Raw genomic sequence first — 24,167 nt, forward strand, 5'->3', positions numbered from 1 at the left:
ATGGTATTTATCCGGCTAAATCATCCTAATAGAAAAGCCTTCAGGAAAGAAGGCTTTTCCCTACTCATCTATAAGATTATACGGAATGACGATGATGGTTTTCTGTCCCCATTTATGTTCAATTTCTGATGTCATTATCTTCTTAAACTTCGAATCAATAAATTCCAGAGGTAATTCAAATGATGCTTTTACAAAATGTCCCGGCACTAATTTCAACGACGAATTGATAACAGAATGGCTAGTTTCGGGATAGAAGGGAAATGTAAAGAGCCTAACTATTTTACCATTTAAAATCACCACAAGATTGAATATATCATGCTAGAAAAGCCCTCCGGAAAGAAGGCTTTTCCCTCACACATCCATAATAATCGGCAGGATCATGGGTCTGCGCTTTGTTTTGGCATATACGAATTTCCCAATGGATTCCCGCATTCCTTGCTTCAGGCGGTTCCACTGGCTTACATTCGCTTCCTGCAGATTGTTGATCACCTCAGATGCAATGCGAGTCATTTCTTCCAACAGGCCCTCTGATTCCGGGGCATGAATGAATCCGCGAGAAATTAGGTCGGGACCCGACAAAATTTTGCCGTCGGTTTTACTGCGCGTCACAACGATCACGAGAATGCCATCTTCCGAAAGATGTTTGCGATCCCGTAATATTCCATTTCCTACATCACCGATGCCTAAACCATCGACCAAGGTATTTCCGGCAGGGATTTTTCTTTCCTGGACCGCCACACCATCCTGAATATCCACGACATCCCCGTTATTTACAATGAAAACGGACTCGAAATCAACGCCGACGGATTCAGCCAACAGACGATGCTGATGGAGCATCCGATACTCACCGTGAATGGGGATAAAGTATTTTGGCTTCATGAGAGTGAGCATGAGCTTCAACTCTTCTTGGAAGCCATGACCGGACACATGCATGCCTGTCCCAGAGCCGTAAATAACGTTGGCACCCATAATAAACAAGTTATCGACTATACGTGCTACATTCCGCTCGTTCCCTGGAATGGGGGAAGAAGAGAGGATGACAGTATCACCGCGTTCTACTTTAATGTGTCGATGCCCGGAGGTCGACAATCGAGATAAAGCGGCCATGGGTTCGCCTTGGCTTCCCGTGCATAGGACGGCGACACGGGCGGGATCGAGCTCGCTCACTTCCTCGACTTCCACCAGCATGTCTTCTGGTATACGTAAATAGCCTTGTTCCGATGCGATTTTGACCACATTGACCATACTTCGGCCCAGCAAAGCTAGCTTTCGATTCGTCGCTTCTACGGCATCAATGACTTGTTGAAGGCGGTATACATTGGATGCGAACGTCGAGACAAATATTTTCTGCTGTGCCTTACTAAATGCTTCTAACAGGCGATCTCCCACGTGTTTTTCTGATGGAGTAAAGCCAGGGCGCTCCGCATTGGTACTCTCCGACAACAAGGCCAATACACCTTTCTGCCCGATTTCAGCCATTCTGTGCAAATCAGGGGATTGCTTGTGCACCGGAGTTAAATCAAATTTAAAATCGCCCGTATGCACAATAGAGCCTGCTTTAGTCTCAAACACGACACCCAAGCAATCAGGAATGCTATGGTTTGTTTGAAAAAAGCTGATCGTGAGCGAGCCTAATGAAATGGTTGAGTGACGATCGATAGAGATGAGGGTGGACTGATGAAGCAAGTTATGCTCCTTCAGCTTCAATTCAATAAGTCCTAACGTTAAACGGGTACCGTAAACAGGGACATTTAATTGTCTTAAAAAATAGGGAATGCCTCCGATGTGATCCTCATGCCCATGCGTGACAATCAAGGCGCGTACTTTTTCTTGATTTTCCAGCAGATAACTAATGTCTGGTATGATCAGATCAATTCCTAAATAACTCTCATCAGGGAACTTCGAACCACAATCGATGAGGACAATTTCATCCCCGCATTGAATCCCGTACATGTTTTTGCCGATTTCATATACTCCTCCTAAAGCAAAAATAGAAAGAGTTTCGTTCCATGCATTCATACGCAGTCATTGACCTCCTCAAAAGATCTTGTGGTTACTTTTGCCTATTGGAAAGCTGAGTATGTATGGATAGCAGGGAGATCATGATGTAAAAATGGATGAATGAACCAATCAGGAGTCGGGCACACTGGGGTAAGACTCATTTTGGAAGGGAGCAGCTCCGGTGAAAACCAAACGATTTCTTTTCCGTTTGTTTCTATTGATTGCCATTGCGGCTGGTGTGGAATGGTTTGTGTATGCGAACCAACAAGAGCAAACCGAAGTGGTAGCAGACGAGTCGCACGCTCATCATGCAGCGCCGACACTCGCTGTGACGCATACCCTTGAGAAAGATGATTTGCAGCTCAAATTGGCCGTTACGAACTTCTCTTTTTCCCTCGAAAACATGGGGAAAGAAAACAAGCACGGGGAAGGGCATGTTCATCTGTACCTCGACGGCAAAAAGATCGCCAAAGTATTTGAACCTAGCTATGTATTGAAGGATATCCCGGCTGGGAAGCATGAGGTCAAGGTAGAATTGGCCCATAATAACCACGAGTCGTATGGTGTTGCAGAGAGCTTTTCCATTGAGGTAAAGCCCTGATAAGCAAGGCTAACTGTTGGGAAAAGGAAAAAAGCCGACTTCGATACGCCTTGTGGCATTCGAACTGTCGGCTTTTTTCGTGGATAGATTAGCGCATATGCACACTGACTTTTGCTTGCTGGTCTGGAAGGGCAATCACCAAAGTCGGATAGCTGATGACCTGGGTTTTCATCGAACCTTTTGCTGGTGCTTGTACACGAACGTGTACGGCAAAGGCATGAGGGCCTGTCCGCTTGACTTGATCCGCTACTAAACGATATCCTCCTGTAGGGCGCTGTCCCGCACCCACGACAACATAGGATTTTCCATTGGCACGGACGATTGTGTGTCCGCCATTTTTTCGAACTTTTTTCAAAGCTTCCTGCACGGCAGGCGGATATGGAGCAGCAACGGCCTCGTAAGTCGCATCTGCTTGTACAGCCTCTTTCGCCACAGGCTCAGATACGGTAGGATGTTGAGGTGACAAGACTTGTGTACCCGTTACTGCCAAGGTTGCTGTTAAGAGCAAACTAGGAAATACATGCAACATCAAGATCCCTCCAATTGGTAAAAGTAATGAATCGAACATCATATAGACTGAGGTGACAGGCGTGCGTGTGAAGGATTCGCTGGAATACCTGTCCGAATCAACGCGACAAGCGATTCTACATGAACAAACCAAACGATATCAGATTGCCGAAGAGCAAGAGTTAACAGCGAGATTATTGGACCCCGTTTTTATTGGGCAAGTGTGGAAACAGGCAGATGAGTTGGAACGAACCGTTATCCGGCTTTTCGTAACCAAAGCGACGAGAGGTTTTTTTAGCAAACGAACCTGGGAACGCGAAACGTCAAAAGAGCACAGACATCTGTCAGTCGGCTTGACGAAATTGCGACGGCTTGGACTGATCTTGACTGTACGGAAAATGTGGAGTGAGATTGGCTATTTGATGCCACAAGAGGTTCGAGAGCAGTTGACGAATCAAATGCTGCCGGAAGGCTCTCAGGCTTTTGTTTCGTTTTCAAAAACGCTCCCTTATTATATATCAGCAGGCAGAGGGATACAGCTGGATCTTTTTGGGCTTCTGTTGTTTATTCGAGACAATCAAATTCCTATTACGCAAAAAGGAAGCATTCATCGCAGGATGTCGCAAAAAATGCTGCCGCTGCTTTCACTGACAGACGAGCATGTAAAAGGAATCGTGATTCCGCCACTCGATCAGGAACAAAGAGAGGGCTTATCCTTGACCGTTGTCCTTGATATTGCCCTCAGATTGAGCTTGGTGCATAGGGAAGAGCGAGAACTCGTACTCGATCTTGATCGAATGAAGCAATGGCTGCATCAACGGCCCCTCGTACGTTGGGAAGAAATGTACCAACTCGTCATGGAACAATTTTTGCCGCATGGCGACTGGTGGGAATTTTTCATTCAATTGATGAGACAGGTTCCTGTCGAGCAGTGGTGTTCCCTCCATGAGCAATTGCGGATGCTAAAAGAAGCAGGATTCCCTTTGCCCGACAATGCAGAGGAGTTAATTGTGGAGCAATGGATGCATTTGTTGTTAGGCTTGGGCTGGATTCAGCTCGGGATGGACGAAGAACGAGGGGTTTTTTGGCGTTGGAGCAGTTTGCCGCGATTATCGTCGGAGGAAGGCTGGTTTGTGGACCCCACAGGTGCCATAACAATCCCACCTCTTGTTCCGTTGTTGGATGTATGGGAAATCAGCCGATTTTGCCAGCTCCAATTTGATGGGCAATTGATTCGGGGTGAATTGCAAGCAAGGCTGTTGCAATCGTATTTGGCACAAGGAGGGACGGAGGAGCAAGTCATCGAAAAGCTCCGTGCCTCCTGTGTTCATCCGTTGCCCGAGAGCTTGATTGAGGTTGTGAGCCAATGGGCGAGAACAGCAAGGCAGATTCAAATGGAGCCGTACCTCCTCGTACGGACAGCACATGCTGGATTTCTGGAGGAATGGCGCGACATTCCTGACTTTCGCCCATTTCTTACCCAAGTGATATCGCCGACTTCGTTTTTGATTCCGTTCTCGCAGGAAAAAGAACTGATCCGATTACTGCGACACTATGGCTATGAGCCGCAAGTGCTGTCGCATATTTCCAGCGGAAGCAAAGAGTTCCAGTCACGACAAAACAGTCAAGCTGGGAATAAAGGTTTGCTCCTCATCGAACGGCCTTGGGACGGTTATGCTATTGAAAACACGTTCCCTGAGCAAAATGAGCAAATAGCCGCGCTACCCAAAATGTGGACGAAGCATTTTCAATCTTATCATCCACAATCCATGCGGGATTTGTTTAAGCGCGCAATAGAACTGAAGCTGGAAGTCGAGATCCAGCAAAGCGGAAAAGAAAAGCTGCGAGGGCTACCGACAGAAGTCCGCCTGGAAATGGGGTACTGGATGGTTACGATTGCCGGACAGGGCGGCAAGCAGAGTTACCGTCTTGAGAACATCGAGCGAGTGCGCATTGTAGTGCCCGAATATCTGTACTAAGGGTGTGCATCGTGATACAATCAGGAATGACGTAAAGTTTTCAAGCTTTACGGCGAAAGGAGGTCTCGCTTTATGAAAACATTGGAAGCTGTGGATATGACGCAGTTGATCATGGAGTCTCATGAGCTGTCCACGATGATTAACCAATCGCGCGAGGTCTCGGAGTATCTGGAGGCCAAACGCCAAATGGAAGCAGATGAGGAAGTGCAACGTCTGCTCGTCGTGTTCGAGGCTAAGAAGGAACAGTACGAAGATGTGCAACGGTTCGGGAAGTATCACCCGGATTACAATCATATATCCAAAGAAGTACGGGAACTGAAGCGCAACATTGAACTGAGGGATTCCGTACAGGCATTCAAGCGAGCAGAGGGTGCTCTGGATGAGCTCTTGTATCAGGTGAGTAGAACCATTGCTCATTCCGTATCGGAAACGATCAAAGTACCGAGCAACAATCCATTTTTAGAGGCCCAGGGCAGTGGGTGCGGGACAGGCGGAAGCTGCGGCTGCAGTGTGAAAAAGCCATCGTAATTTACGCTGTTCCCGATTCGTTTTGGCGCAGCAGAAAACAGTCTTCACAAAGATTGCCGCAGCAAAATTGCTTTTCGTCAGGTACGCGAAAACGGAAGCGGTACACATGCTGTACGTTATCTGAACGCACGTAAATGCATTCTGGCTTTAATTTGGTATCAGTGGTCAGACGCTCTCCTGTTTCCATGAGCTGCTTTGTTAAGAGAGGAGCAGGGAGCGTACTGCTTACATAGAAAAAGCGCTGGCCTGCATATGTTTGCCAACTGCTATGGGTCACGATTTTTTCGCGGTGAAGCGCTTCCTCGAATTGATGATAAAACGTAGCCAGCATAGACCACGATTCCTTTCTGTAATAAGCTTTCACCAGCAAGTATACCACGATTGGGAAGGAGACCGACGGCAAAACATGAGAGAGCGACGCCTTGGGGTCGCCGTGTGGGTGAAAAACACGCGTGCCGCCAAAAATTTACGCAAATTTGGCACCATTCATTACATCTCCAAGCGCTTAAATTACGTTTCGATGTATGTAGATGCCAATTTGTTGGACGAAACGATTCGCATAATGGAAAAGCTGCACTTTGTAACGAAAATTGAACGTTCCCATCGCCATGAGATCCCGGTAGAGTACAACAATGCCAGACCGGATAAGGCAAAGGAATACGATTATAAACAAGAAAAGAACCAGGTAATGGCACTAGCAGAAACCTTACAGACAGAAGAAAGCAGTCAAGCAACCGTTGGTTCGACATAGTTGTTCATAAGCTGCCATTTTTCGGCAGCTTTTTTGCTTTTGTTAAACTGGCGTACATGGTATGCTAAAGTGGAAGAAAACGAGAAGCCACGCGTATGAATGCGTTTTCAATGGATAGATTAGAGAAAGAAAGGTGAGCATACATGATTCATCTGGATATTAACTGCGATATGGCAGAGGGCTTCAGCAGAGGCCGACAATCAGAGGATTTGGGGATTATGAAATGGATCACCTCCGTTAATATTGCTTGCGGATTGCATGCAGGGGATCCACATATTATTTGCAGAACAATCGAAGCTGCACTCAAGCATGATGTGAAAATCGGGGCACATCCCGGTTATGCAGATATTCAAGGCTTCGGACGTCGTTCGATGAACTTGTCTGTCAATGAAGTGTATGAGCTGGTGCTGTATCAAGTTGCAGCCTTGGCTGGAACTACAAAAGCACTCGGCGGGGAGCTTCACCATGTGAAATTGCATGGCGCGCTGTATAACGAAGCGGCTGAACGCCCTGAGCTAGCCGAAGCGGTTGTCCAAGCCATTGCGGATATTGATGAAGAACTGATTCTCTATGCGTTGTCTGGCAGCAAGCTTGTAGAGGCAGGCTTGGAACACGGTCTTCAGGTGGCAGAGGAAGTATTTGCAGAACGGGCTTATTTGCCGAATGGTCGATTGGCTCCGCGTGAGTTGGAAGGAAGCGTGCTGATCAGTAAGGAAGAACGCATGGAGCAGACACGTCAGCTCGTTTTAAAACAAAGAGTACAGACAGTTAATGGCGAGCACATTGACTTGGCAGCCGATACCCTTTGTGTCCATCACGAGAGCCATGACGTCCTGCAATTCCTTGGTGAGGTACATAAATGGGCAAAGCAAAACGATGTGAAAATTGAACCAATCACAGCTCGATAGGTAAAAAGCCATCCAGCAATGCCATCCCATTATCGGGAAATGGACGTTGCTGAATGGCTTTTTTCATTTTTCCGTTCTTTGATTGTGCCGTTATCGATCAGGAAAATGACATCCGCGAGCTTCTCGGCTTCTTCACGATCATGGGTGACCAGCAGAAACGGGATGTTCCACATAGCGTGAAGGCGAAGCAACTCATCCTGGCATTGTTTACGCGTATCCGCATCCAGCGCCGATAAAGGCTCATCAAGGAGCAGAATGTCTGGTTCAGTAGCAAGCGCACGTACGAGTGCCACCCGTTGTTTTTGTCCCCCGGATAACTGATGAGGATATTTTTGCAGCAGATGATCGATTCCCACTGTGGACAGCAATGGAGCCAAATTCAGCTCATGCCCCTTTTTCAAACCGTATCGAACATTTTGCTCGACGGTCATGTGAGGGAACAGCGCATAATCTTGAAATAAATACCCAATGTTGCGTTTTTGTACGGGAAGCGGCTTCTGTCCTTCACGATAAAAGACGTTCTCATTTAATTGGATAACGCCAGTATCAGGATGAACCAGACCTGCAATACTGTTCAATATCGTTGTTTTGCCAGAGCCGGATGGTCCGAACAGCACGACAATTTCCTTTTGCACCGAAAAGGACACATCCAGAATAAAATCAGGCAAACGCTTCTGTATGTGGACAAAGAGCATGTACCATTCACCTGCCTTACTTTTGATTGGCGTACCTGCGTACATTGCGACGACTCCACCAATTCAGCCAGAGAGTCGTACCCATCCCCAAGGAAACAATAATGATGACCCAAAACAATGCCTTATCCATTTGACCAGCCTCAACAGCAAAATAAATGGCGACGGGAATCGTATCGGTTTTCCCAGGGATGTAGCCTGCGAGCATCAGCGTAGCGCCAAACTCCCCTAAACCACGGGCAAAAGAAAGAACAAACCCAGCCAACAGGCCAGGCCAAGCCAAGGGAAAGGTAACGGTCCAGAATAATCGCCATTCCGAAGCGCCCATCGTGCGTGCCGCATTCTCCAAACGACGATCCACTCCTGTGAAGGCAGCGACTGCACTCTGATACATCAACGGAAAGGAAACGACAATCGAGGCAATAACGGCTCCTGTCAGCGTAAAGACGACGGTAATATTGAACCATTCATGCAATAGCTGGCCGAGAAAACCGTTTTTTCCGAAAAGCATCAACAAGCCAAAGCCGACAACAGTGGGAGGTAGAACAAGGGGAAGCAAAAAGAAGGACTCCAGGACATTCTTCCCCCAAAAATCCTTTTGTGTCATCCATCTGGCAAAAACCATCCCAAGGACAAATACAAAGGAGGTGGAGAGCGCAGCTACTTTAAGGGAGAGCATCAAAGGAGTGAGATTGGTTTCGATCACGCTTGCCACCTCCAATTCAATTCGATTGGTTTATTGAAACCCGTACTTCTGTAAGATCGCTTTTCCTTTGTCGCTTGTCAAGTAGGCAAGAAAAGCTTTTGCTGCATCCGGATTTTTCGATGCGCTGACGACCGCACCTGGATAAACGATCGGCTTGTGCCATTCAGGCTTGGCAGTCGCTAGTACTTTTACATTTTTCGAAGCTGCAGCGTCACTGGAATAGACGATCCCGACTTCCGCGTTCCCGGATTCTACGAAGGTCAAAACTTGGCGAACATCACTGCCAAATACCATTTGTGCGGATAGAGAATCCCACATTTTCAGCGTATCCAATGTTTCTTTCGCATATCGTCCAGCAGGGACTGTCTCAGGCTCACCGACGGCAATATGCTTGATCGCTGCGTTGGTCAGCTCTTCAAAAGAAGAGATAGTCACAGCACTTGTGTTACCGGCAATGAGAACAAGCGAGTTTTTCGTGAAGTCTTGGCGTGTGTCTTTGATAATCAGTTGCTGTTCCTCTAGACCGTCCATGTCTTTTTTACTAGCGGACAAAAATACGTCTGATGGAGCGCCCTGTGTAATTTGTGTGGCGAGTTTGCCCGAGCCTCCGAAGTTAAAGGTGAGAGTCGTTCCCGGGTGTTCCGTTTCATATTGGGTTTTTAACTCACTCAAGGCATCCGTCAAGCTAGCAGCAGCAGAAATCATCAGTTCGACCTTTACTGCATCGGTTTTGGCCGGCTCACTTGCTTGTGGTGCTGTTTGTGTTGTCGAGCAAGCTGTCAGCATCAAGCAAAATGCCGCGAAAATAGCAAACCAGTGCTTCTTCATAAAAAAGACCTCCATAATTATATTAAGTTATAATTAATTATAACTGGACATAACTAGATTATATGGATTCGTAATGAATAATCAATTGCGATTTTACGACACTTGTTTGAAAATAGAGCAAAGGAGATAACGGAGGCGGGTCATGAGTCAACAAAATTCTTATACCACCGAAGAAATAGCAAAAATTCTACGTATTTCCAAGCTGACAGTTTACGATCTGATTAAAAAAGGAGAGCTGCCTGCTTATCGCGTCGGTCGGCAAATGCGCGTAGACGAAAGCGATCTGGAAGCGTATAAGGCGAAAGCAAAGGGAGAGTACAGACAAGCCTCAGCCGTTAGCATCCGCGAGACAGGACAAGCTCAGCAATTGTCACGGCATGAGCAGGCTGGTACAGGCCGCAATATCATTATCAGCGGGCAGGATGTTAGCTTGGACCTACTGGCGGGGCATTTGGAGAAAAAGGATGAGGCATACCGACCGCTTCGCTCGTACGTAGGCTCTCTGAACAGCCTCGTGGCGATGTATACAGGTAAGGCTGATATCGTCAGCACGCACTTGTACGACGGGGATACCAATGAATACAATGTCCCGTATATTCGTCGCATTTTGTGTGGGCATCGTTATGTTGTCATCAATATGTTGTCACGTTGGGCCGGATTCTACGTGCAGGCTGGCAATCCGAAACAGATCAAAGCATGGAGCGATTTTACGAAGCCGGGCATTCGCATGGTCAATCGGGAAAAAGGGTCCGGTGCACGCACGTTGATTGAAGAGCAGTTTCGACTTGCAAAAATAGCGGGGAATGACGTGAGTGGCTTTGAACGGGAAGAGTCGAATCATCTGGCGGTCGCAGGGGTAGTAGCGCGGCGCGAAGCAGACGTAGGGGTGGGAATTGAAAAGGCAGCTTCACTCGTCGGCGTGGAGTTTGTCCCAACCGTGCGTGAGCGCTATGACCTCGTTTTGTTGAAAAACAAGAACAACGAACCGCTCATTCAGGCCGTTCTTGATGTTCTCGGGTCGCGTCCGTTTCAAAAGGAATTGGAAGCAGTCGGGGGCTATGATCTTAGCCAGACCGGAAAAATTATGTACGAAACCTGGTAAAAGCTAAAGAAAGCTGCCAATCATTACGATACAATGAGTGGCGGCTTTTTTATTTTACCCAGGGGAGACCATCGTCAAATCAGGCGTTTTCTCTACAGAATCTCCTGAATTTCTACTCAGTTTGACATATATTTGCTACAATGAAACAAAAACATATAGCGCCTGCCGCCGGGCGGTTTATCATATGGGGGCTGTCATGAAATCACTACATAAAACGAGCTTGCTAGTATGTGTGACGATCCTCGTTTTTTTTGGCTCAGTTGGAGTCGTCGCGTATTGGCCAGCTATTTCTCAAATCATTGCCATGAATCAATCACCGGAGGAGGAGCAAACGTTCGTCGATCCATTTTCTTATGATCCGCCTCTGCCGTCTTATGTAAAGGATCTGAACCCTGTATATAAGATTCAAGCTGAATTACATACGTCCGAAGCAAAAATAACCGGAAACATGATCTTGGAATTCGACAACCCGAAAACGCCAGATGTACGGCTGTATATTTACGACTACCTTTGGAACAAAATGACGGTGAAGTCGATTCGCTACAAGGACAAGCCGCTTTCTTTTGAACGTGGTCAATCGCTGGTGAAGCTGGCAAATCCTCTTGGCAAGGAGCTTCGTGGCGCCTTGACCATTGAATTCGAGAACCCGGTTCCGCGCAGGGGCACACGTTTTGGGGTCAAAGACGATATATGGACGTTGACGACATGGTACCCGATGCTCGGTGCCCAAAATCAAAAAGGTGTTTGGTATAACCCGCCGCAACGCGTTGATTTTGGTGATCCATTCGTTTACCACTATGGGGATTACGATGTGTCATTTACCTCGCCACAAGGCTACAAATGGGTCAGTTCTTGGGGCAGAGGACAAACGAAGTCCATCGGTGGCAGTAAGCAGCAAGTCCATTATCAAGCAAAAAATCTGTTGAACTTTGGACTGGTCGGAAGTCCGCTTTATCACATCGAAACCATTCAATTTGCTCCGAATTTAACGGTTGATATTGCTTCCGTTGATAAAGGTAACATCGAAAGAATCAAAACCATTGCCCAATCGGTATTTCCTACTTTTATCGATATGTACGGTCCGTTGCCGTATCCGCACGTGGCGATTGCGGAAACAAGTACAGGAACGACGTACGCCATGGAATACGCGAATCTCGCCGTATTCAAAAGAGACATGCATTACAACAATCTGATCGATCATTGGCTGCCGCATGAGGTAGGGCATCTTTGGTGGTACAACAGTGTGGCTACATTGGAGTCCTCGCATGGGTGGCTTGATGAGGGGCTGGTGGAGCTCGGCGTGTCTCATTACTTGCAGAAGCGTTATGGTGCCCAATCAGCTACGACGCTGCTGGATGAGTACAACCGTGATGTCAAACGTTTGCAAGAGCGTTATCCAAATGGAAAGCTGGACAAGCCATTGCAGAAGTTTGCCACTGAAGAGGAGTTTAAGCTGACCTGGTATTCGCGGGGCGCACTCCTGTTCGACAACCTGCGTCGCAAAATCGGTGACGACGCCTATAAGCGATTCTTGCAGCGCGTCCAGCAAAATTATCATGGCAGTGTCATTGGTGCAGAGCATCTCGATCAGGCGCTTGGGCAAACTTTGCAAGGGGAAGCGAAATATTTCACCCTGTATACCACTAGTGCAAATAAGAGTGGCTTTGGTGCAGTGCAATTGGAGCCCTATATCACCACGATCATCAATAACATGAGCTTTTATCCATCGATTCCGGCTCGGGTCACCCAAAATACGGTGTATATTCCGCTGCGTGAGCTCGGTGAGAAAATGGGATTGGCGATTAGCTGGGACGACAAGAAACAAATGATCCGCGTAAAAGGAAATGGACGTGAAGTATTTATAAAGGAACGGGAGCGCTTTGCTGATGTAGATGGGAAGCGAATAGATTTAGGCAGCCCGTTAATCGAGATCAAAGAACGTACGATGGTTCCACTGTCCTTTTTTGAAAAAGCATTGGGATATGAGACAGCGTACAATCAACAACAAAAAACGGTGAAGATCAATACGCACCGAACGATTGGAAAGGCGGCAGAAACAAAATGAAAAACCTGGTGTTGGTCGGATTTATGGGAACGGGAAAAACCACGGTTGGCGCCGCACTCGCTGCCTCTTTGGGAATGAAGCATACAGACTTGGATGATGCGATTGTGGAAAGCGAAGGTCGCAGCATTCCAGAAATCTTCACCAATCAAGGCGAAGCGTATTTCCGAGACGTCGAGACGAAACGTCTTGCACAATTACTGGCAGCAGGATCTCAGGTAGTAACAACTGGGGGAGGAGCTGTATTGCGGAAGCAAAACGTAGAGATGATGATGGAGCAAGGCATCGTAATCGCGCTGCATGCCACGGAAGAGGAGCTTATCAAGCGTTTGGAAAACGATACAGGCCGACCCTTGTTGGCAGGAGGAGTAGCGACAAGGGTAAAAACCTTAATGGCGGAGCGCGCAGGTGTATACGATTTCGCACCGATTCAGGTGGATACGACAGGAAAGAGTCTTTCCGATATTGTGATGGAAATTACGAGCCAAGTGGTTGAAAGAGCGCAGGACGGGAAACAATAGAGGGGACAGCGCTTGCGCCGTGGTGTGAATCCACGAGTAAGAAGGAGGTCGAGTGCGATGTCCTTTCAGGAATATTTAAAGTACCTGACGAAACTGTTTGTTCAGTACGTGGATACCCCAAAAGATGAACGCCGTTTGCGTAAGACTCCACGCGAGTCCTGGTCGTCACGCTGGTTTGGTGCTATTCCCATGTCCATTCGACTGTTGTGGCGCAAATAAAATTCATAAACTTATCATGATCGAAGACGGAGGGTGCATATGGCGAGAGTAGCGGTAGAAAATTCCCTGTCTGAAGTGTGCAAGATGCTGCGTCAAAATGGTTACGATGTTGTTGATCTAGGCAACTGGCAGCAGGTTGTAGATGCGATTGTCATTACAGGCCAGGATATCAACGTGCTGGGTAATCAAAACAAAACGATTACAGGAGCTCCCGTCATTAATGCAGAGGGAATGACGGTCAATGAAATTTTTCATGCCGTTCATGAACGTCTCTCTCCTACAGAACATCGGTGAATCAAAAACGTAAAAAGCAAGCTCTCCAACCGGTTATTCGGCAGGAGAGCTTGTTTCGTTTACGAAAAATCGTCCGACGCGATGGGCATACGAATACGGGACAAAGCGCAGGCCCTCATCCCATACGCCCACATAAGCATTTTGGTCATTCCATAAATGCAGGGACCCCACGACAAAGGGTGCCAAAACCTGTGACTGATGAATCGGGACGGCTAAGGTAACCGGAGAGGTATAATTTTGCTGCCACAATTGGTTCCAGGACACGTCTGTATCCGTTGTACTCATTTGGCTGACCCACCCGATATGATCAAAAGGATCAGCCTCGGCAGCACTTAAAATTCTCATTTGAGTCAGGCGTTGTCCATTTTGTATGAGCTGCTCGCCTGCAAAAGCATCGACAGCGGGCTCACTAATTTGAAAGGAAGTGGGATACATTTCTCCCGTTTTTGCATTGACCATTTGTGTATCTGACTTCTGGGTGATCAGCCAGTAGGAAGCGAACCCGTCATAAACTGGCTCTGCCGCGATTTCTTTCGGAGCAAAAGCGTCATCGAACAAGATGTACTCCCCAACACCGTACTCCAGCAGAACAAATTTCTCATGGGAAGTGGAATCAGGTGATTCGCCTATCACCAAATACCCTACTTGCTTGTCCGCTTTTTTTATACTTACCAGCCATTGATGCTGTCCTGCACCAAGTGTTTGCACGTCCGTCTTTGCGTCTTGCCATTGCTTGAATTGAGGGTCTCGGCTTGCGATTGCATCCATCCATTCTCGAATTTGTGCTTGGAATTGCTTGTCCCAGCTTGCTTCGTCTTGCGCAAAAGCTGGTAAAGAAAGCAGCATCAGAGACAAAAGAGCAGCGATAAAAGGAAGAAATCGTCTGGTCACAACTATGCACCACCTTTTGTAAAGGCTTAACCTATTCCTATTGTAACCAGCTATGACAAAAAGATTTGTTGCAACGTGTCTTTTCTGTTTCACATTTTCTCGTTGATCTTTTACATGATTCGCCCTGATGCGGGGAGATGTCGCATGCTTTTTGCTTTCGATGACCGCATGAGCGGAGGAACGGAAGATAAATAGAACAAGCCACCGTTGATGAACGACACCTCGATCCGCGGCTCGTATTGCCATGCCAGCTCGTCTTTTCGGCGTTGTCTTTCCTCATCTGGCGTGCTCTTTTTCCATTCTGCCTGATGAATCTCTTCGCGTGGAGTGGTTTGGATTCCATTTGCACGTAAAAAGTCGAGGATTCGTCCGCCAGAAGCCCGGTATTCGTCAAAAGCTAATGGCTGTTCGACAGAAGATGGCCCAGCTGGATCAGGTTCGGGATGCGGGGCTTCTTGTTCGAGTGACGACTCTGGTTGCTCTGCTTCTTCTTCGGTTTCGTCTGCGTTTCTCTGCTCATCTTGTGGTTCACGGCGTGCCAATTCTTCATAGTATGCTTCCAAGATGGCCATTTCTTCGCTCAAACGTGTACGCGCGTCCTCTGCCCATTGCTGATCTTCTTGTTCCAATGTATGTTCCACTTCTTGCTGTGCCATTTGGAGGGCTTCCTGTATGGTTACCTTTCGATCCAACGTGTAATAGTAGTCGGGGATCGCAGGGGTCAAGGAAAGTGAAAATAAAAACGAAGTGAAATCCTTCACCAGACGTGGCTGATGCAAATTGATCCCCAAATACAATAAAATGTCACGTCGCTTGTCACAAAGCAGGGAAACCTTCAAGTTTATCCCGAGCCAAGGCACGAGAGGGGTTGACCGACGCTTACCGGCATTGCCTAAAAGGCCGCCTTGTTGCTCGTACATACAGACAAAGCTGCCATGCTTTTTGGCTGAAGCGAAAATTTGTTGCATGCGGGCAGCCCCTAGATGCAGATGCTCGGATCGCAAACCCTCAGGCATGCAATCCGGATGAAAAGTAAAGGTGAGCACCAATGGCTGATAAGCCAAATTCATCTTATCCACCCAGCTCCAGTAAAAAGGGCGATTGCCGATATCTTTGTCCACCTCGACAGGGAGTTTGACTGTGAAATAATCCGGATGAGATTCGACGATATGGGCAGAAAAAGTCGCCAAATACCGCTCGACAAATTGTCTGACCTGTTGTTGCTGCATCAGGAGACCTCATTTCTTTTTCGTATCCAACAAGAGTTATTGGTCAGCCGCCTCAGAAAGCGGGACGGCATCTTTTGTTACTTTGCTTGCCCGAATCGCGTGTCCAATGTTATCGAGCTTCAGCGCCATTTCTTTGGAGGAGCGGGAATCCATAATAATTTGAACCAAATTGTCTTCCAAGGAGTGACTTAAATTCAAGCGTTCCACGATATCATCGAGTTCGCCAATGACCATTTCAAACAGGTCGATTTTTTCATACAGCAGCTTGAGAATGTGCTCCTCGATCGTTCCTGTTGTCGATAAATTGTAAATGTGCACATCTCTTTTTTGGCCCAGGCGATGGACACGACCGATTCGTTGCTCCACTCGCATGGGATTCCAAGGCATGTCGTAATTGATCACTTGATTACAGAACTGCAAATTGATGCCTTCCCCGCCTGCTTCCGTCGCGATCAGGACTTGTGCACGATTTTGGAAAAGATCAGTCATCCAGTCCTTTTTACTGCGTTTAAAGCCGCCGCGGAAGGGGACAGAAGTAATGCCGTGGTCGTGCAAATACTTTTGCAAATAGTTTTGTGTTGCCCGATACTCTGTAAAAATGATCACTTTGTCGTTGATTTGTTGAATGAGCTCAACCGTTTTGGCAGCTTTGGAATGCGTCTCTATTTGTTTGATCAACTCGACTAGCTCAAGAATTTGTGAGCGCAAGGGAGAGTCTTCGCCGGTACGCTGGTGCATGTTATACAGCGTCATGAACGCAGCTTCCTTACTTGAGCAGACCTCTCGCTGCAAGGTAATCAGAGCGAGAGAGTTGAAGCCGCCAACCCCAAATCCTGTTTGGTATTGCTCGCGGACAAAGCGGGTTACACCTTCGTACAAAGTCATTTCCTCAGGGGAAAGGTCAATCGGAATCGACTGAACGCGACGGCTGGTGAATTGGATACCGCCATCACTTCGTTTGTTACGAATCATGACCTTTTCAATTTCTTCCCGCAATTTCTCGCTGTTTTTGGATTGGCGTTTGCCCTCTACGTAATTGGTAGAGAAGGTGGAAGTATGGCCAAGGTGGCCTGGCTTTAACAAATTGATGAGGTTGTACAGCTCGTCCATCTCATTTTGAATGGGAGTTGCGGTAAGGAGCAGGCAGTATTTTTTGCGGATCTCTTTGACGAACTGATAGTTGCGTGTCCGTTTATTTTTGAGTTTATGGGCCTCGTCGATAATGAGCATGTCGTAATCGATGTCGAGTACGTGACGCCTGTGAGGATCACGTTTTGCTGTATCAATCGATGCGACAACGACCTCATGCTGCCGCCACATATATTCTTTTTTTTGCGCGACTGCTGCAATGCCGAATTTTTGATGAAGCTCTTTTGTCCATTGAATCACGAGAGAGGCTGGAACCAGAACGAGAATTTTTTTAGCCAAGCCGCGAACCATGTACTCCTTCATGATCAAGCCTGCTTCAATCGTCTTCCCCAGACCGACCTCATCTGCGAGGATGGCACGACCGCGCATCTCTAACAGGACACGTTTCGCCGTCTCCAACTGATGAGGAAATGGCGACAAGAGTGGAAGGTATTTCAGACATTGCAACTGGTCAAATTCGCGAACAGCCATGGCTTCTTCCGCTTCCAATGTGAGCTTGAACAGCTCCCACTTATCCCAAGGGCCATCTTCTTGCATGCGTTCTGTAAGCGGATTGATCCAGCTCGTATCAAATGAAATAGGAACATTCGGCATATAAGATACTCCTTTACATAGCTCTGCCATAACTTTCATGGTTAATGCCAAAAAACTGAACATTTATCTATTGTCAATGTGTTTCGTTAAGTTTTTCTGAATCTGACTGTTAATTTGTATATTTTCAACTTTGGACTCTCATGGTAGGATAAAGAGGTAGTACATCCATTAGTATGGAAATGATAGCAAAAACTTATGTATGACCATGTAACAACCGCGAATGAAGGTAGTAGGGAGAGACTGCTTGAATGTTTGGCAGCGCCGAAGGAGCAAGCCGGTAACGGTGAATCTCTCAGGCAAAAGTACCTCTACTGGACGCAACTCTGGAGAGAGCTCACATGAGCCACCAAAGGGGAAACTTGCAAGTGGGGAACGATAGAGTCCTCACATGATTCGCAAGGTAACTCTCAGGTACCAAGGACAGAGGAGGAGAAATGGGCGCCATTATTTTGGTGTACCCGTTTTTCCCCCTCTGTTTTGTTTTGGTCGATAAGACTCCTATCGACATAAGTGCAACTAAGGCCTCGCCAAAGGCTCAGCGAGCCAAGTTTTCTAAGATCTTATTGTTCACAGGAGGTGCCACATGTCCAATTTGAAACGTACGCCACTATTTGATTCTTATGCAAAGTATGGCGCGAAAACCATCGACTTCGGAGGTTGGGATCTGCCGGTGCAGTTTACAAGCATTGGTCAAGAGCATGAAGCCGTTCGGACAAAAGCTGGTCTATTTGATGTTTCTCATATGGGAGAAGTGGACGTAAAAGGGGAAAACGCTCTTTCTTATCTCCAGCGTGTGACTACGAATGACGTATCCAAGCTGGCAGTCGGGCAGGCGCAGTACAGTGTGCTTTGTTACCCAGATGGGGGGACGGTAGACGATCTGCTTGTTTACAAATATGCAGATGATCATTACCTGCTCGTCATCAACGCGGGGAATATCGACAAAGACTATGCGTGGCTAGAAGAACATCTGATTCCAGGGGTAACGATTGAGAATATTTCGCCAGAAACAGCACAAATCGCGATTCAAGGTCCTTTGGCAGAATCCATTCTGCAAAAGCTGACGACTACAGATTTGTCTCAAATCGGCTTTTTCCGTTTTGAGCGTGATGTGCAAGTGAGCGGTATTCCGTCATTGGTCTCCCGCACTGGCTATACTGGTGAAGATGGCTTCGAGATTTATTTGGATGCCGATCGTGCAGCAGAGCTGTGGGACATCTTGCTTGATGCAGGAAAAGAAGAAGGTCTGTTGCCGTGCGGTCTCGGTGCGCGCGATACGCTTCGTTTTGAAGCCAAGCTGCCACTGTACGGCCAAGAGCTCAGCAAAGACATCACTCCGATCGAAGCGGGCATTGGCTTTGCTGTCAAGGTAGACAAAAAAGTGCCGTTCATCGGTCAAGAAGTGCTGAAGGCACAAAAAGAAAACGGTGCCCCACGCAAGCTGGTAGGGATCGAAATGATCGACCGTGGGATTCCGCGCACGCATTATCCCGTCTATGTGGGGGAAGAGCTCATTGGCGAAGTGACGACGGGAACACAATCTCCAACCTTGAAGAAAAACGTCGGTCTCGCTCTGGTAAAAACCGAGCATGCTGCGTTAGGCACACAAGTAGAAGTAGAAATCCGCGGAAAACGTCTGAAAGCAGAAGTCGTTGCCGCTCCATTTTATAAACGCCCAAAAAACTAAGCGATCTACCACATACATCCTTTTAGAGGAGGACACCGTCCGTGAAATACCGCTACCTGCCCCAAACTGATCAGGACAAGCGCGAAATGCTGGAAACCCTCGGCATTTCGAGTGTAGAAGAACTGTTTGCTGATATTCCGGAAGAAGTGCGCTTCAAAGGTGCTTTGAATATTCCAGAAGCACTTTCCGAGCCAGATTTGGTGAAGTATTTTACACACCTCGCAAATAAAAACGTAAACTTCAGCACACATGTTAACTTTCTAGGTGCGGGTGTTTATCAACATTACACGCCGAGCACAGTCAATCACATGCTGCTCCGCGGTGAATTCTTTACCGCTTATACACCTTACCAGCCAGAAATCAGCCAAGGTGAGCTGCAAGCGATTTTTGAGTTTCAAACGATGGTATGTGAGCTGACTGGCATGGAGGTAGCCAACTCCTCGATGTATGACGGCGCGACTTCTTTGGCAGAGGCAGCGATGATGGCTGCGGGTCACACTGGCAAAAAGCGCGTCATCGTTTCCCGTGCTGTACATCCGGAAGCGCGCGGTGTTTTGAAAACATATGCGTATGGACAAAACGTCGAGCTGGTTGAAGTAGGTATCAACAGCGATGGCGTTACGGATACAGCGGCTCTGGAAGCCCTTGTAGATGAAAACACAGCAGCGGTCATCGTGCAGTATCCGAACTTCTTCGGAAATGTAGAGGACTTGGGAGCGATTGAACCAATTGCGCACGGAAAAGGCGCACTGTTGATCACATCCTCCAATCCGCTTGCGTTGGGTGTACTGGAGGCGCCGGGCAAATTGGGCGCAGATATCGTAGTGGGCGACATGCAGCCATTCGGTATCCCAGCATCCTTTGGTGGACCACATTGCGGATATTTTGCTACTACATCCAAACTGATGCGCAAAATGCCAGGTCGTATCGTCGGTCAAACGAAGGACGAAAATGGCAAACGCGGCTTCGTATTGACGCTGCAAGCGCGTGAACAACATATTCGTCGTGAAAAAGCGACTTCCAATATCTGCTCAAACCAAGCGCTGCTCGCATTGGCTGCTTCCATTGCCATGACAGCACTAGGCAAGCAGGGTGTACAAGAAATGGCGATGATGAACCTGCAAAAAGCTCATTACGCCAAGAATGCCCTGCAAGCAAAAGGCTTGGAGATCGTATTTACCTCACCGTTCTTTAACGAGTTTGTGGTGAAGCTGAACAAACCAGTTGCAGAAGTGAACAAAGGGCTGTTGGCTGCAGGAATCATCGGGGGCTATGATCTCGGACTCGACTACCCAGAGTTTGCGAATCATACCTTGCTTGCAGTAACCGAGCTGCGTACCAAAGAAGAAATTGACACATTGGCGGCTGAATTGGAGGCGATCACACGTGCGTAACGACCAGGAGAAAGCACTGATCTTTGAAATGAGCAAACCAGGCCGTGTGGGCTACAATTTGCCGGCATTGGATGTTCCAGAAGTAGAAGTGGCAAGTCTTTTGCCAAAACACCTCATTCGCGAAACGCCAGCTGAGCTGCCAGAAGTATCTGAGCTGCAATTGGTTCGTCACTATACCGAACTGTCTCGTCGCAACCACGGGGTAGACAATGGCTTCTATCCGCTCGGTTCTTGCACGATGAAATACAACCCGAAAATTAACGAAGATGTTGCCCGTTACGCTGGCTTTGCTCAGACACATCCGTACCAACCGGAAGAAACCGTTCAGGGCGCTTTGGAGCTGCTGTACAACCTGCAAGAAGAACTGGGTGAAATTACAGGCATGGACGCAGTTACCCTGCAACCAGCTGCTGGTGCTGCGGGCGAGTGGACAGGTCTGATGATGATCCGCGCCTACCACGAGAGCCGCGGGGAAGGACATCGTACCAAAGTAATCGTGCCGAATTCCGCACATGGTACGAATCCGGCATCTGCTGCTGTAGCTGGCTTGGATACCGTAACCATTGCATCTGACGAGCGTGGACTGGTTGACATTCAAGCGCTGCGTGATGCAGTAGGGCCTGATACGGCTGCTTTGATGCTGACGAACCCAAATACACTCGGATTGTTTGAAGAAGATATCGTGGAAATGGCGAAAATCGTCCATGAAGCCGGCGGTCTCTTGTACTACGATGGTGCGAATGCGAACGCGATCTTGGGAATTGCCCGTCCGGGAGACATGGGCTTCGACGTTGTGCATTTGAACTTGCACAAAACGTTTACAGGACCACACGGCGGTGGTGGTCCGGGTGCAGGTCCGGTCGGCGTGAAAAAAATTCTCGAGCCATTCCTGCCTACACCAATCGTAGCGAAAAAGGAAGACGGCAGCTTCTACTGGGACAGCAATCGTCCGGCTTCCATCGGTCGCGTCAAAGGCTACAACGGAAACTTCGGCATTCTCGTTCGTGCGCACAGCTACATCCGTACGATGGGGCCAGAAGGCTTGCTGCAAGTTTCCCAAAATGCGGTGCTCTCTGCCAACTACATGATGCGTCGTCTGGCAACGGCTTATCATCTGCCATTTGATCGCGTCTGCAAGCATGAGTTCGTCCTGTCTGGTGTAATCCAGAAGAAGCTGGGCGTACGCACGCTCGATATTGCAAAACGCTTGCTCGACTTCGGCTATCACCCGCCAACGATCTACTTCCCGTTGATCGTGGACGAGTGCCTCATGATCGAACCGACCGAAACCGAGACAAAAGAAACGCTCGATGAGTTCATCGACGTTATGCTGCAAATTGCCCGCGAGTGCGAGGAAACGCCAGAAATCGTTCAGGAGGCTCCTCATACCACTGTGGTCAAACGTTTGGATGAAGCGACAGCGGCAAGAAAGCCAATTCTGCGTTATCAACCGCAAGCATAATTCTAGATTCCAGGAAAAGTCGCCTGTCGTTACGGGCGGCTTTTCTTTCTGCTCAAATTAGCCCATCAGAGGCTTGCCGTCCTTCATGCCAGAAGCGTACAATGAAGGCGTTGTGAATGAGGAGGTACATAAATGGAACAGTGGCGCTATATCGTGACAGAAGCAATGTCACCCGCGATGAATATGGCAGTAGATGAAGCAATTTTGCAGTTGCACAGTGAGGGCAAGGTTCCCCCGACCGTTCGTTTTTACACGTGGGACCCGGCGACACTGTCGATTGGTTATTTCCAAAAGGCCATCAAGGAAATCAACCTGGAGGAAGTTCAAAATAGAGGACTGGGTTTTGTTCGCAGAGCGACGGGAGGGCGTGCTGTTCTCCACGATCAGGAGCTGACATACAGTGTCATCGTATCCGAAGACCATCCGAAAATGCCTTCGAGTGTGACGGAAGCCTACAAAATCATCAGCTTGGGACTTCTGCACGGCTTCCAAAACCTTGGACTCTCGGCGGAAATGGTCTCCTTGGCAAGTGAAGAGGAGAAGGAAAAATACAATTCTCCAGGATCATCCGCCTGCTTCGATTCGCCCTCTTGGTATGAGCTCGTGGTAGAGGGGAAAAAAGTAGCGGGAAGCGCTCAGACCCGACAAAAGGGTGTTATTCTTCAGCACGGCTCTATTCTGCTTGATATGGACGTAGATTTGCTGTTCTCGCTCTTGCATTTCCCATCGGAGCGGGTAAAACAACGGATGATCGATAGCTTCCGTCAAAAAGCAGTGACGATCAACCAAGTAAGCCCTCGGCCAATCAGTCTCCAAGAATCCATCGAGGCGTTCTCGAAAGGCTTTGCATCCGGATTGGAAGTGGAGCTGATCCCTTCAACGCTTACAGATGAAGAACTCGCTTTGGCAGAAGAACTCGTGAGTACGCGCTATGCTACAGACGAATGGAATTTGCGTCGTTAAACAATAAAGAAAAGCTCTCTCGGATGTATACGCATACCGGGAGAGCTTCTTTTCATTACACGAGAACACTCGTGTTGATATGCTGTTCAAACAAGTCTTGTAGCGTAAGCACGACAGGTCCTGGCTGTCCGTTGCCGACAGCGACGCCATCTACCGAGATGAGCGGCATGATTTCCGCGGTCGTGCTGGTGAGGAATATTTCATCGGCTTGCTTCAAGAAAGCCATGTCGAATGCTTCTTCATGTACAGTGATGCCATTGTTCCGAGCCAAATCAATGACCACTTGGCGAGTAATTCCGTGCAGGATCAGATTGTCAGCCTGATGCGTATACAGCTCGCCATTTTTCACGACGAACAAATTGGAGGAGCTGCACTCTGTGATGATGCCGTTGCGGTGCAAAATCGATTCTTGGGCACCTGCATCCTTTGCGTATTGTTTGACAAGAACAGCCCCTAGCAGATTGAGCGTTTTGATATCACAACGCAGCCAGCGGATATCTTCGACGAGCTGAGCGGTCCAGCCTTTTTTCATATCGGCGACAGGACGATCCTTGCGACGGACAAAGCCCATGATCACAGGCTTGATCCCGGACGGAATATCGTGTACACGGGGAGAGGCGCCACGAGATACTTGCAGGTAAAGGCTGGCGTCATCATTCTCCGTGATATTGTTCTTGGCGATCAGCTGATTCGCTAAGTCTGTCAGCTCTTCTGCGCTCCATGGAAGCTCCATTTTTATTTCTTTGGCACTTCGGAACAAACGGGTAAGATGTCCATCCCATTGATACATGCGGCCCTTATAAATACGTACTACCTCATATATGCCATCTCCAAAGTTGTAACCGCGGTCTTCTGGATGAACTGCGACTTGCCCGTCTTCTACCCATTTGCCATCTACATACAGCATGATACTTCCCCCTCAATGGATTCCAATCCGTTTCTTTCAAACGGTTTTTTGTTGATTCCACATTAGCAAAAGGGAAGGACATAGGTCAATTTGAAAGTCGCCTTTTCTTTATCAATAATTTTACGGAGAAAAGCACCTTTCTATTAAGAATTCATATGGAGGGAAGTCACTCGAAAAATCGACGTTTTGGGA

24 protein-coding genes and 2 riboswitches are annotated in these 24,167 nt (G+C 47.9%); of the genes, 14 read left to right on the forward strand and 10 right to left on the reverse strand.

The genetic code is table 11. From position 1 onward, the window contains the following. Window positions 1-351: 351 nt before the first annotated feature. The gene (locus FB479_RS10775) at window positions 352-2,019 is read right to left on the reverse strand and encodes a ribonuclease J (protein WP_106652879.1); all 1,668 of its coding nucleotides are present in this window, start codon (window positions 2,017-2,019) and stop codon (window positions 352-354) included. A 163-nt stretch (window positions 2,020-2,182) separates the two neighbouring features. Here FB479_RS10775 and FB479_RS10780 point away from each other — a divergent pair, with 163 nt between their 5' ends. Then, window positions 2,183-2,602, forward strand: coding sequence for a thioredoxin domain-containing protein (locus FB479_RS10780; protein ID WP_106652880.1), 420 nt, complete (start codon window positions 2,183-2,185; stop codon window positions 2,600-2,602). An 88-nt stretch (window positions 2,603-2,690) separates the two neighbouring features. Here FB479_RS10780 and FB479_RS10785 read toward each other — a convergent pair whose 3' ends face one another. Next, on the reverse strand, window positions 2,691-3,131 hold the full coding sequence (locus FB479_RS10785; RefSeq protein WP_106652881.1) for a protease complex subunit PrcB family protein: 441 nt from the start codon (window positions 3,129-3,131) through the stop codon (window positions 2,691-2,693). Window positions 3,132-3,192: 61 nt separating this feature from the next. Here FB479_RS10785 and FB479_RS10790 point away from each other — a divergent pair, with 61 nt between their 5' ends. Both FB479_RS10790 and FB479_RS10795 read left to right on the forward strand, forming a co-directional pair. Then, entirely contained in the window at window positions 3,193-5,088 is a 1,896-nt protein-coding gene (locus FB479_RS10790) for a hypothetical protein (RefSeq protein ID WP_142064974.1), read from the forward strand. Between the two features lie 72 nt (window positions 5,089-5,160). Further along, window positions 5,161-5,616 carry a YlbF/YmcA family competence regulator gene (locus FB479_RS10795; protein WP_142064977.1) on the forward strand — a complete coding sequence of 152 codons (456 nt, stop codon included), beginning with the start codon at window positions 5,161-5,163 and terminating at the stop codon, window positions 5,614-5,616. Between the two features lies 1 nt (window position 5,617). Here the strand turns inward: FB479_RS10795 and FB479_RS10800 are convergent, their stop codons facing one another. Next, on the reverse strand, window positions 5,618-5,947 hold the full coding sequence (locus tag FB479_RS10800) for a hypothetical protein (protein WP_142064980.1): 330 nt from the start codon (window positions 5,945-5,947) through the stop codon (window positions 5,618-5,620). Between the two features lie 75 nt (window positions 5,948-6,022). Here FB479_RS10800 and FB479_RS10805 point away from each other — a divergent pair, with 75 nt between their 5' ends. Beyond that, window positions 6,023-6,367, forward strand: coding sequence for a YlbG family protein (locus tag FB479_RS10805; RefSeq protein WP_007725782.1), 345 nt, complete (start codon window positions 6,023-6,025; stop codon window positions 6,365-6,367). A 143-nt stretch (window positions 6,368-6,510) separates the two neighbouring features. Continuing rightward, window positions 6,511-7,275, forward strand: coding sequence for a LamB/YcsF family protein (locus tag FB479_RS10810; protein ID WP_106652885.1), 765 nt, complete (start codon window positions 6,511-6,513; stop codon window positions 7,273-7,275). A 29-nt stretch (window positions 7,276-7,304) separates the two neighbouring features. On the opposite strand, the gene FB479_RS10815 is transcribed toward FB479_RS10810, so the two are convergent. The 3 genes from FB479_RS10815 to modA are packed head-to-tail and all read right to left on the reverse strand — an operon-like array spanning window position 7,305 to window position 9,501. Further along, the gene (locus FB479_RS10815; RefSeq protein ID WP_106653149.1) at window positions 7,305-7,970 is read right to left on the reverse strand and encodes an ABC transporter ATP-binding protein; all 666 of its coding nucleotides are present in this window, start codon (window positions 7,968-7,970) and stop codon (window positions 7,305-7,307) included. A gap of 16 nt (window positions 7,971-7,986) precedes the next feature. Then, window positions 7,987-8,673: a molybdate ABC transporter permease subunit gene (gene modB, locus FB479_RS10820; RefSeq protein ID WP_106652886.1), complete on the reverse strand. Its 687-nt coding sequence runs from the start codon at window positions 8,671-8,673 to the stop codon at window positions 7,987-7,989. 30 nt (window positions 8,674-8,703) lie between these two features. Continuing rightward, window positions 8,704-9,501: a molybdate ABC transporter substrate-binding protein gene (gene modA / locus FB479_RS10825; RefSeq protein ID WP_142064983.1), complete on the reverse strand. Its 798-nt coding sequence runs from the start codon at window positions 9,499-9,501 to the stop codon at window positions 8,704-8,706. A gap of 142 nt (window positions 9,502-9,643) precedes the next feature. Between modA and FB479_RS10830 the strand changes: the two genes are divergently transcribed. The 5 genes from FB479_RS10830 to FB479_RS10850 all read left to right on the forward strand — a co-directional run bounded on the left by FB479_RS10830 (window position 9,644) and on the right by FB479_RS10850 (window position 13,699). After that, window positions 9,644-10,603 (forward strand): helix-turn-helix transcriptional regulator, encoded by a 960-nt coding sequence (locus FB479_RS10830; protein WP_106652888.1) that lies wholly within the window; start codon window positions 9,644-9,646, stop codon window positions 10,601-10,603. A gap of 196 nt (window positions 10,604-10,799) precedes the next feature. Then, window positions 10,800-12,668, forward strand: a complete 1,869-nt coding sequence (locus tag FB479_RS10835) for a stalk domain-containing protein (RefSeq protein WP_142064986.1) — start codon at window positions 10,800-10,802, stop codon at window positions 12,666-12,668. After that, window positions 12,665-13,186: a shikimate kinase gene (locus tag FB479_RS10840; RefSeq protein ID WP_142064989.1), complete on the forward strand. Its 522-nt coding sequence runs from the start codon at window positions 12,665-12,667 to the stop codon at window positions 13,184-13,186. The genes FB479_RS10835 and FB479_RS10840 overlap by 4 nt, the downstream gene beginning before the upstream one ends. Window positions 13,187-13,243: 57 nt before the next feature. Beyond that, a complete protein-coding gene (locus FB479_RS10845; protein WP_106652891.1) occupies window positions 13,244-13,405 on the forward strand; it encodes a YqzE family protein in 162 nt (53 codons plus the stop codon). 39 nt (window positions 13,406-13,444) lie between these two features. Continuing rightward, window positions 13,445-13,699, forward strand: coding sequence for a YkuS family protein (locus tag FB479_RS10850; RefSeq protein ID WP_106652892.1), 255 nt, complete (start codon window positions 13,445-13,447; stop codon window positions 13,697-13,699). 33 nt (window positions 13,700-13,732) lie between these two features. Here FB479_RS10850 and FB479_RS10855 read toward each other — a convergent pair whose 3' ends face one another. The 3 genes from FB479_RS10855 to FB479_RS10865 all read right to left on the reverse strand — a co-directional run bounded on the left by FB479_RS10855 (window position 13,733) and on the right by FB479_RS10865 (window position 17,562). After that, on the reverse strand, window positions 13,733-14,590 hold the full coding sequence (locus FB479_RS10855; RefSeq protein WP_106652893.1) for a hypothetical protein: 858 nt from the start codon (window positions 14,588-14,590) through the stop codon (window positions 13,733-13,735). A 110-nt stretch (window positions 14,591-14,700) separates the two neighbouring features. Then, window positions 14,701-15,819: a YqhG family protein gene (locus FB479_RS10860; protein ID WP_106652894.1), complete on the reverse strand. Its 1,119-nt coding sequence runs from the start codon at window positions 15,817-15,819 to the stop codon at window positions 14,701-14,703. A 36-nt stretch (window positions 15,820-15,855) separates the two neighbouring features. After that, window positions 15,856-17,562 (reverse strand): DEAD/DEAH box helicase, encoded by a 1,707-nt coding sequence (locus tag FB479_RS10865; protein WP_106652895.1) that lies wholly within the window; start codon window positions 17,560-17,562, stop codon window positions 15,856-15,858. 221 nt (window positions 17,563-17,783) lie between these two features. Continuing rightward, window positions 17,784-17,879: riboswitch (glycine riboswitch) on the forward strand. A 1-nt stretch (window position 17,880) separates the two neighbouring features. Further along, a riboswitch (glycine riboswitch) is annotated at window positions 17,881-17,996 on the forward strand. A gap of 149 nt (window positions 17,997-18,145) precedes the next feature. Between FB479_RS10865 and gcvT the strand changes: the two genes are divergently transcribed. From gcvT to FB479_RS10885, 4 genes are all read left to right on the forward strand, one after another. Further along, complete coding sequence (gcvT, locus tag FB479_RS10870) at window positions 18,146-19,249, forward strand: glycine cleavage system aminomethyltransferase GcvT (protein ID WP_142064992.1); 1,104 nt, start codon at window positions 18,146-18,148, stop codon at window positions 19,247-19,249. Window positions 19,250-19,290: 41 nt separating this feature from the next. Beyond that, on the forward strand, window positions 19,291-20,643 hold the full coding sequence (gene gcvPA, locus FB479_RS10875; protein ID WP_142064995.1) for an aminomethyl-transferring glycine dehydrogenase subunit GcvPA: 1,353 nt from the start codon (window positions 19,291-19,293) through the stop codon (window positions 20,641-20,643). Beyond that, window positions 20,636-22,105, forward strand: a complete 1,470-nt coding sequence (gene gcvPB, locus FB479_RS10880) for an aminomethyl-transferring glycine dehydrogenase subunit GcvPB (RefSeq protein ID WP_142064998.1) — start codon at window positions 20,636-20,638, stop codon at window positions 22,103-22,105. The genes gcvPA and gcvPB overlap by 8 nt, the downstream gene beginning before the upstream one ends. 132 nt (window positions 22,106-22,237) lie before the next feature. Continuing rightward, window positions 22,238-23,068 (forward strand): lipoate--protein ligase family protein, encoded by an 831-nt coding sequence (locus tag FB479_RS10885; RefSeq protein WP_142065001.1) that lies wholly within the window; start codon window positions 22,238-22,240, stop codon window positions 23,066-23,068. A 55-nt stretch (window positions 23,069-23,123) separates the two neighbouring features. Here FB479_RS10885 and dat read toward each other — a convergent pair whose 3' ends face one another. Then, window positions 23,124-23,975 (reverse strand): D-amino-acid transaminase, encoded by an 852-nt coding sequence (gene dat, locus FB479_RS10890; protein ID WP_106652900.1) that lies wholly within the window; start codon window positions 23,973-23,975, stop codon window positions 23,124-23,126. Window positions 23,976-24,167: the final 192 nt, after the last annotated feature.

This window comes from Brevibacillus sp. AG162, assembly GCF_006715575.1.
Taxonomy (GTDB): Bacteria; Bacillota; Bacilli; order Brevibacillales; family Brevibacillaceae; genus Brevibacillus; species Brevibacillus brevis.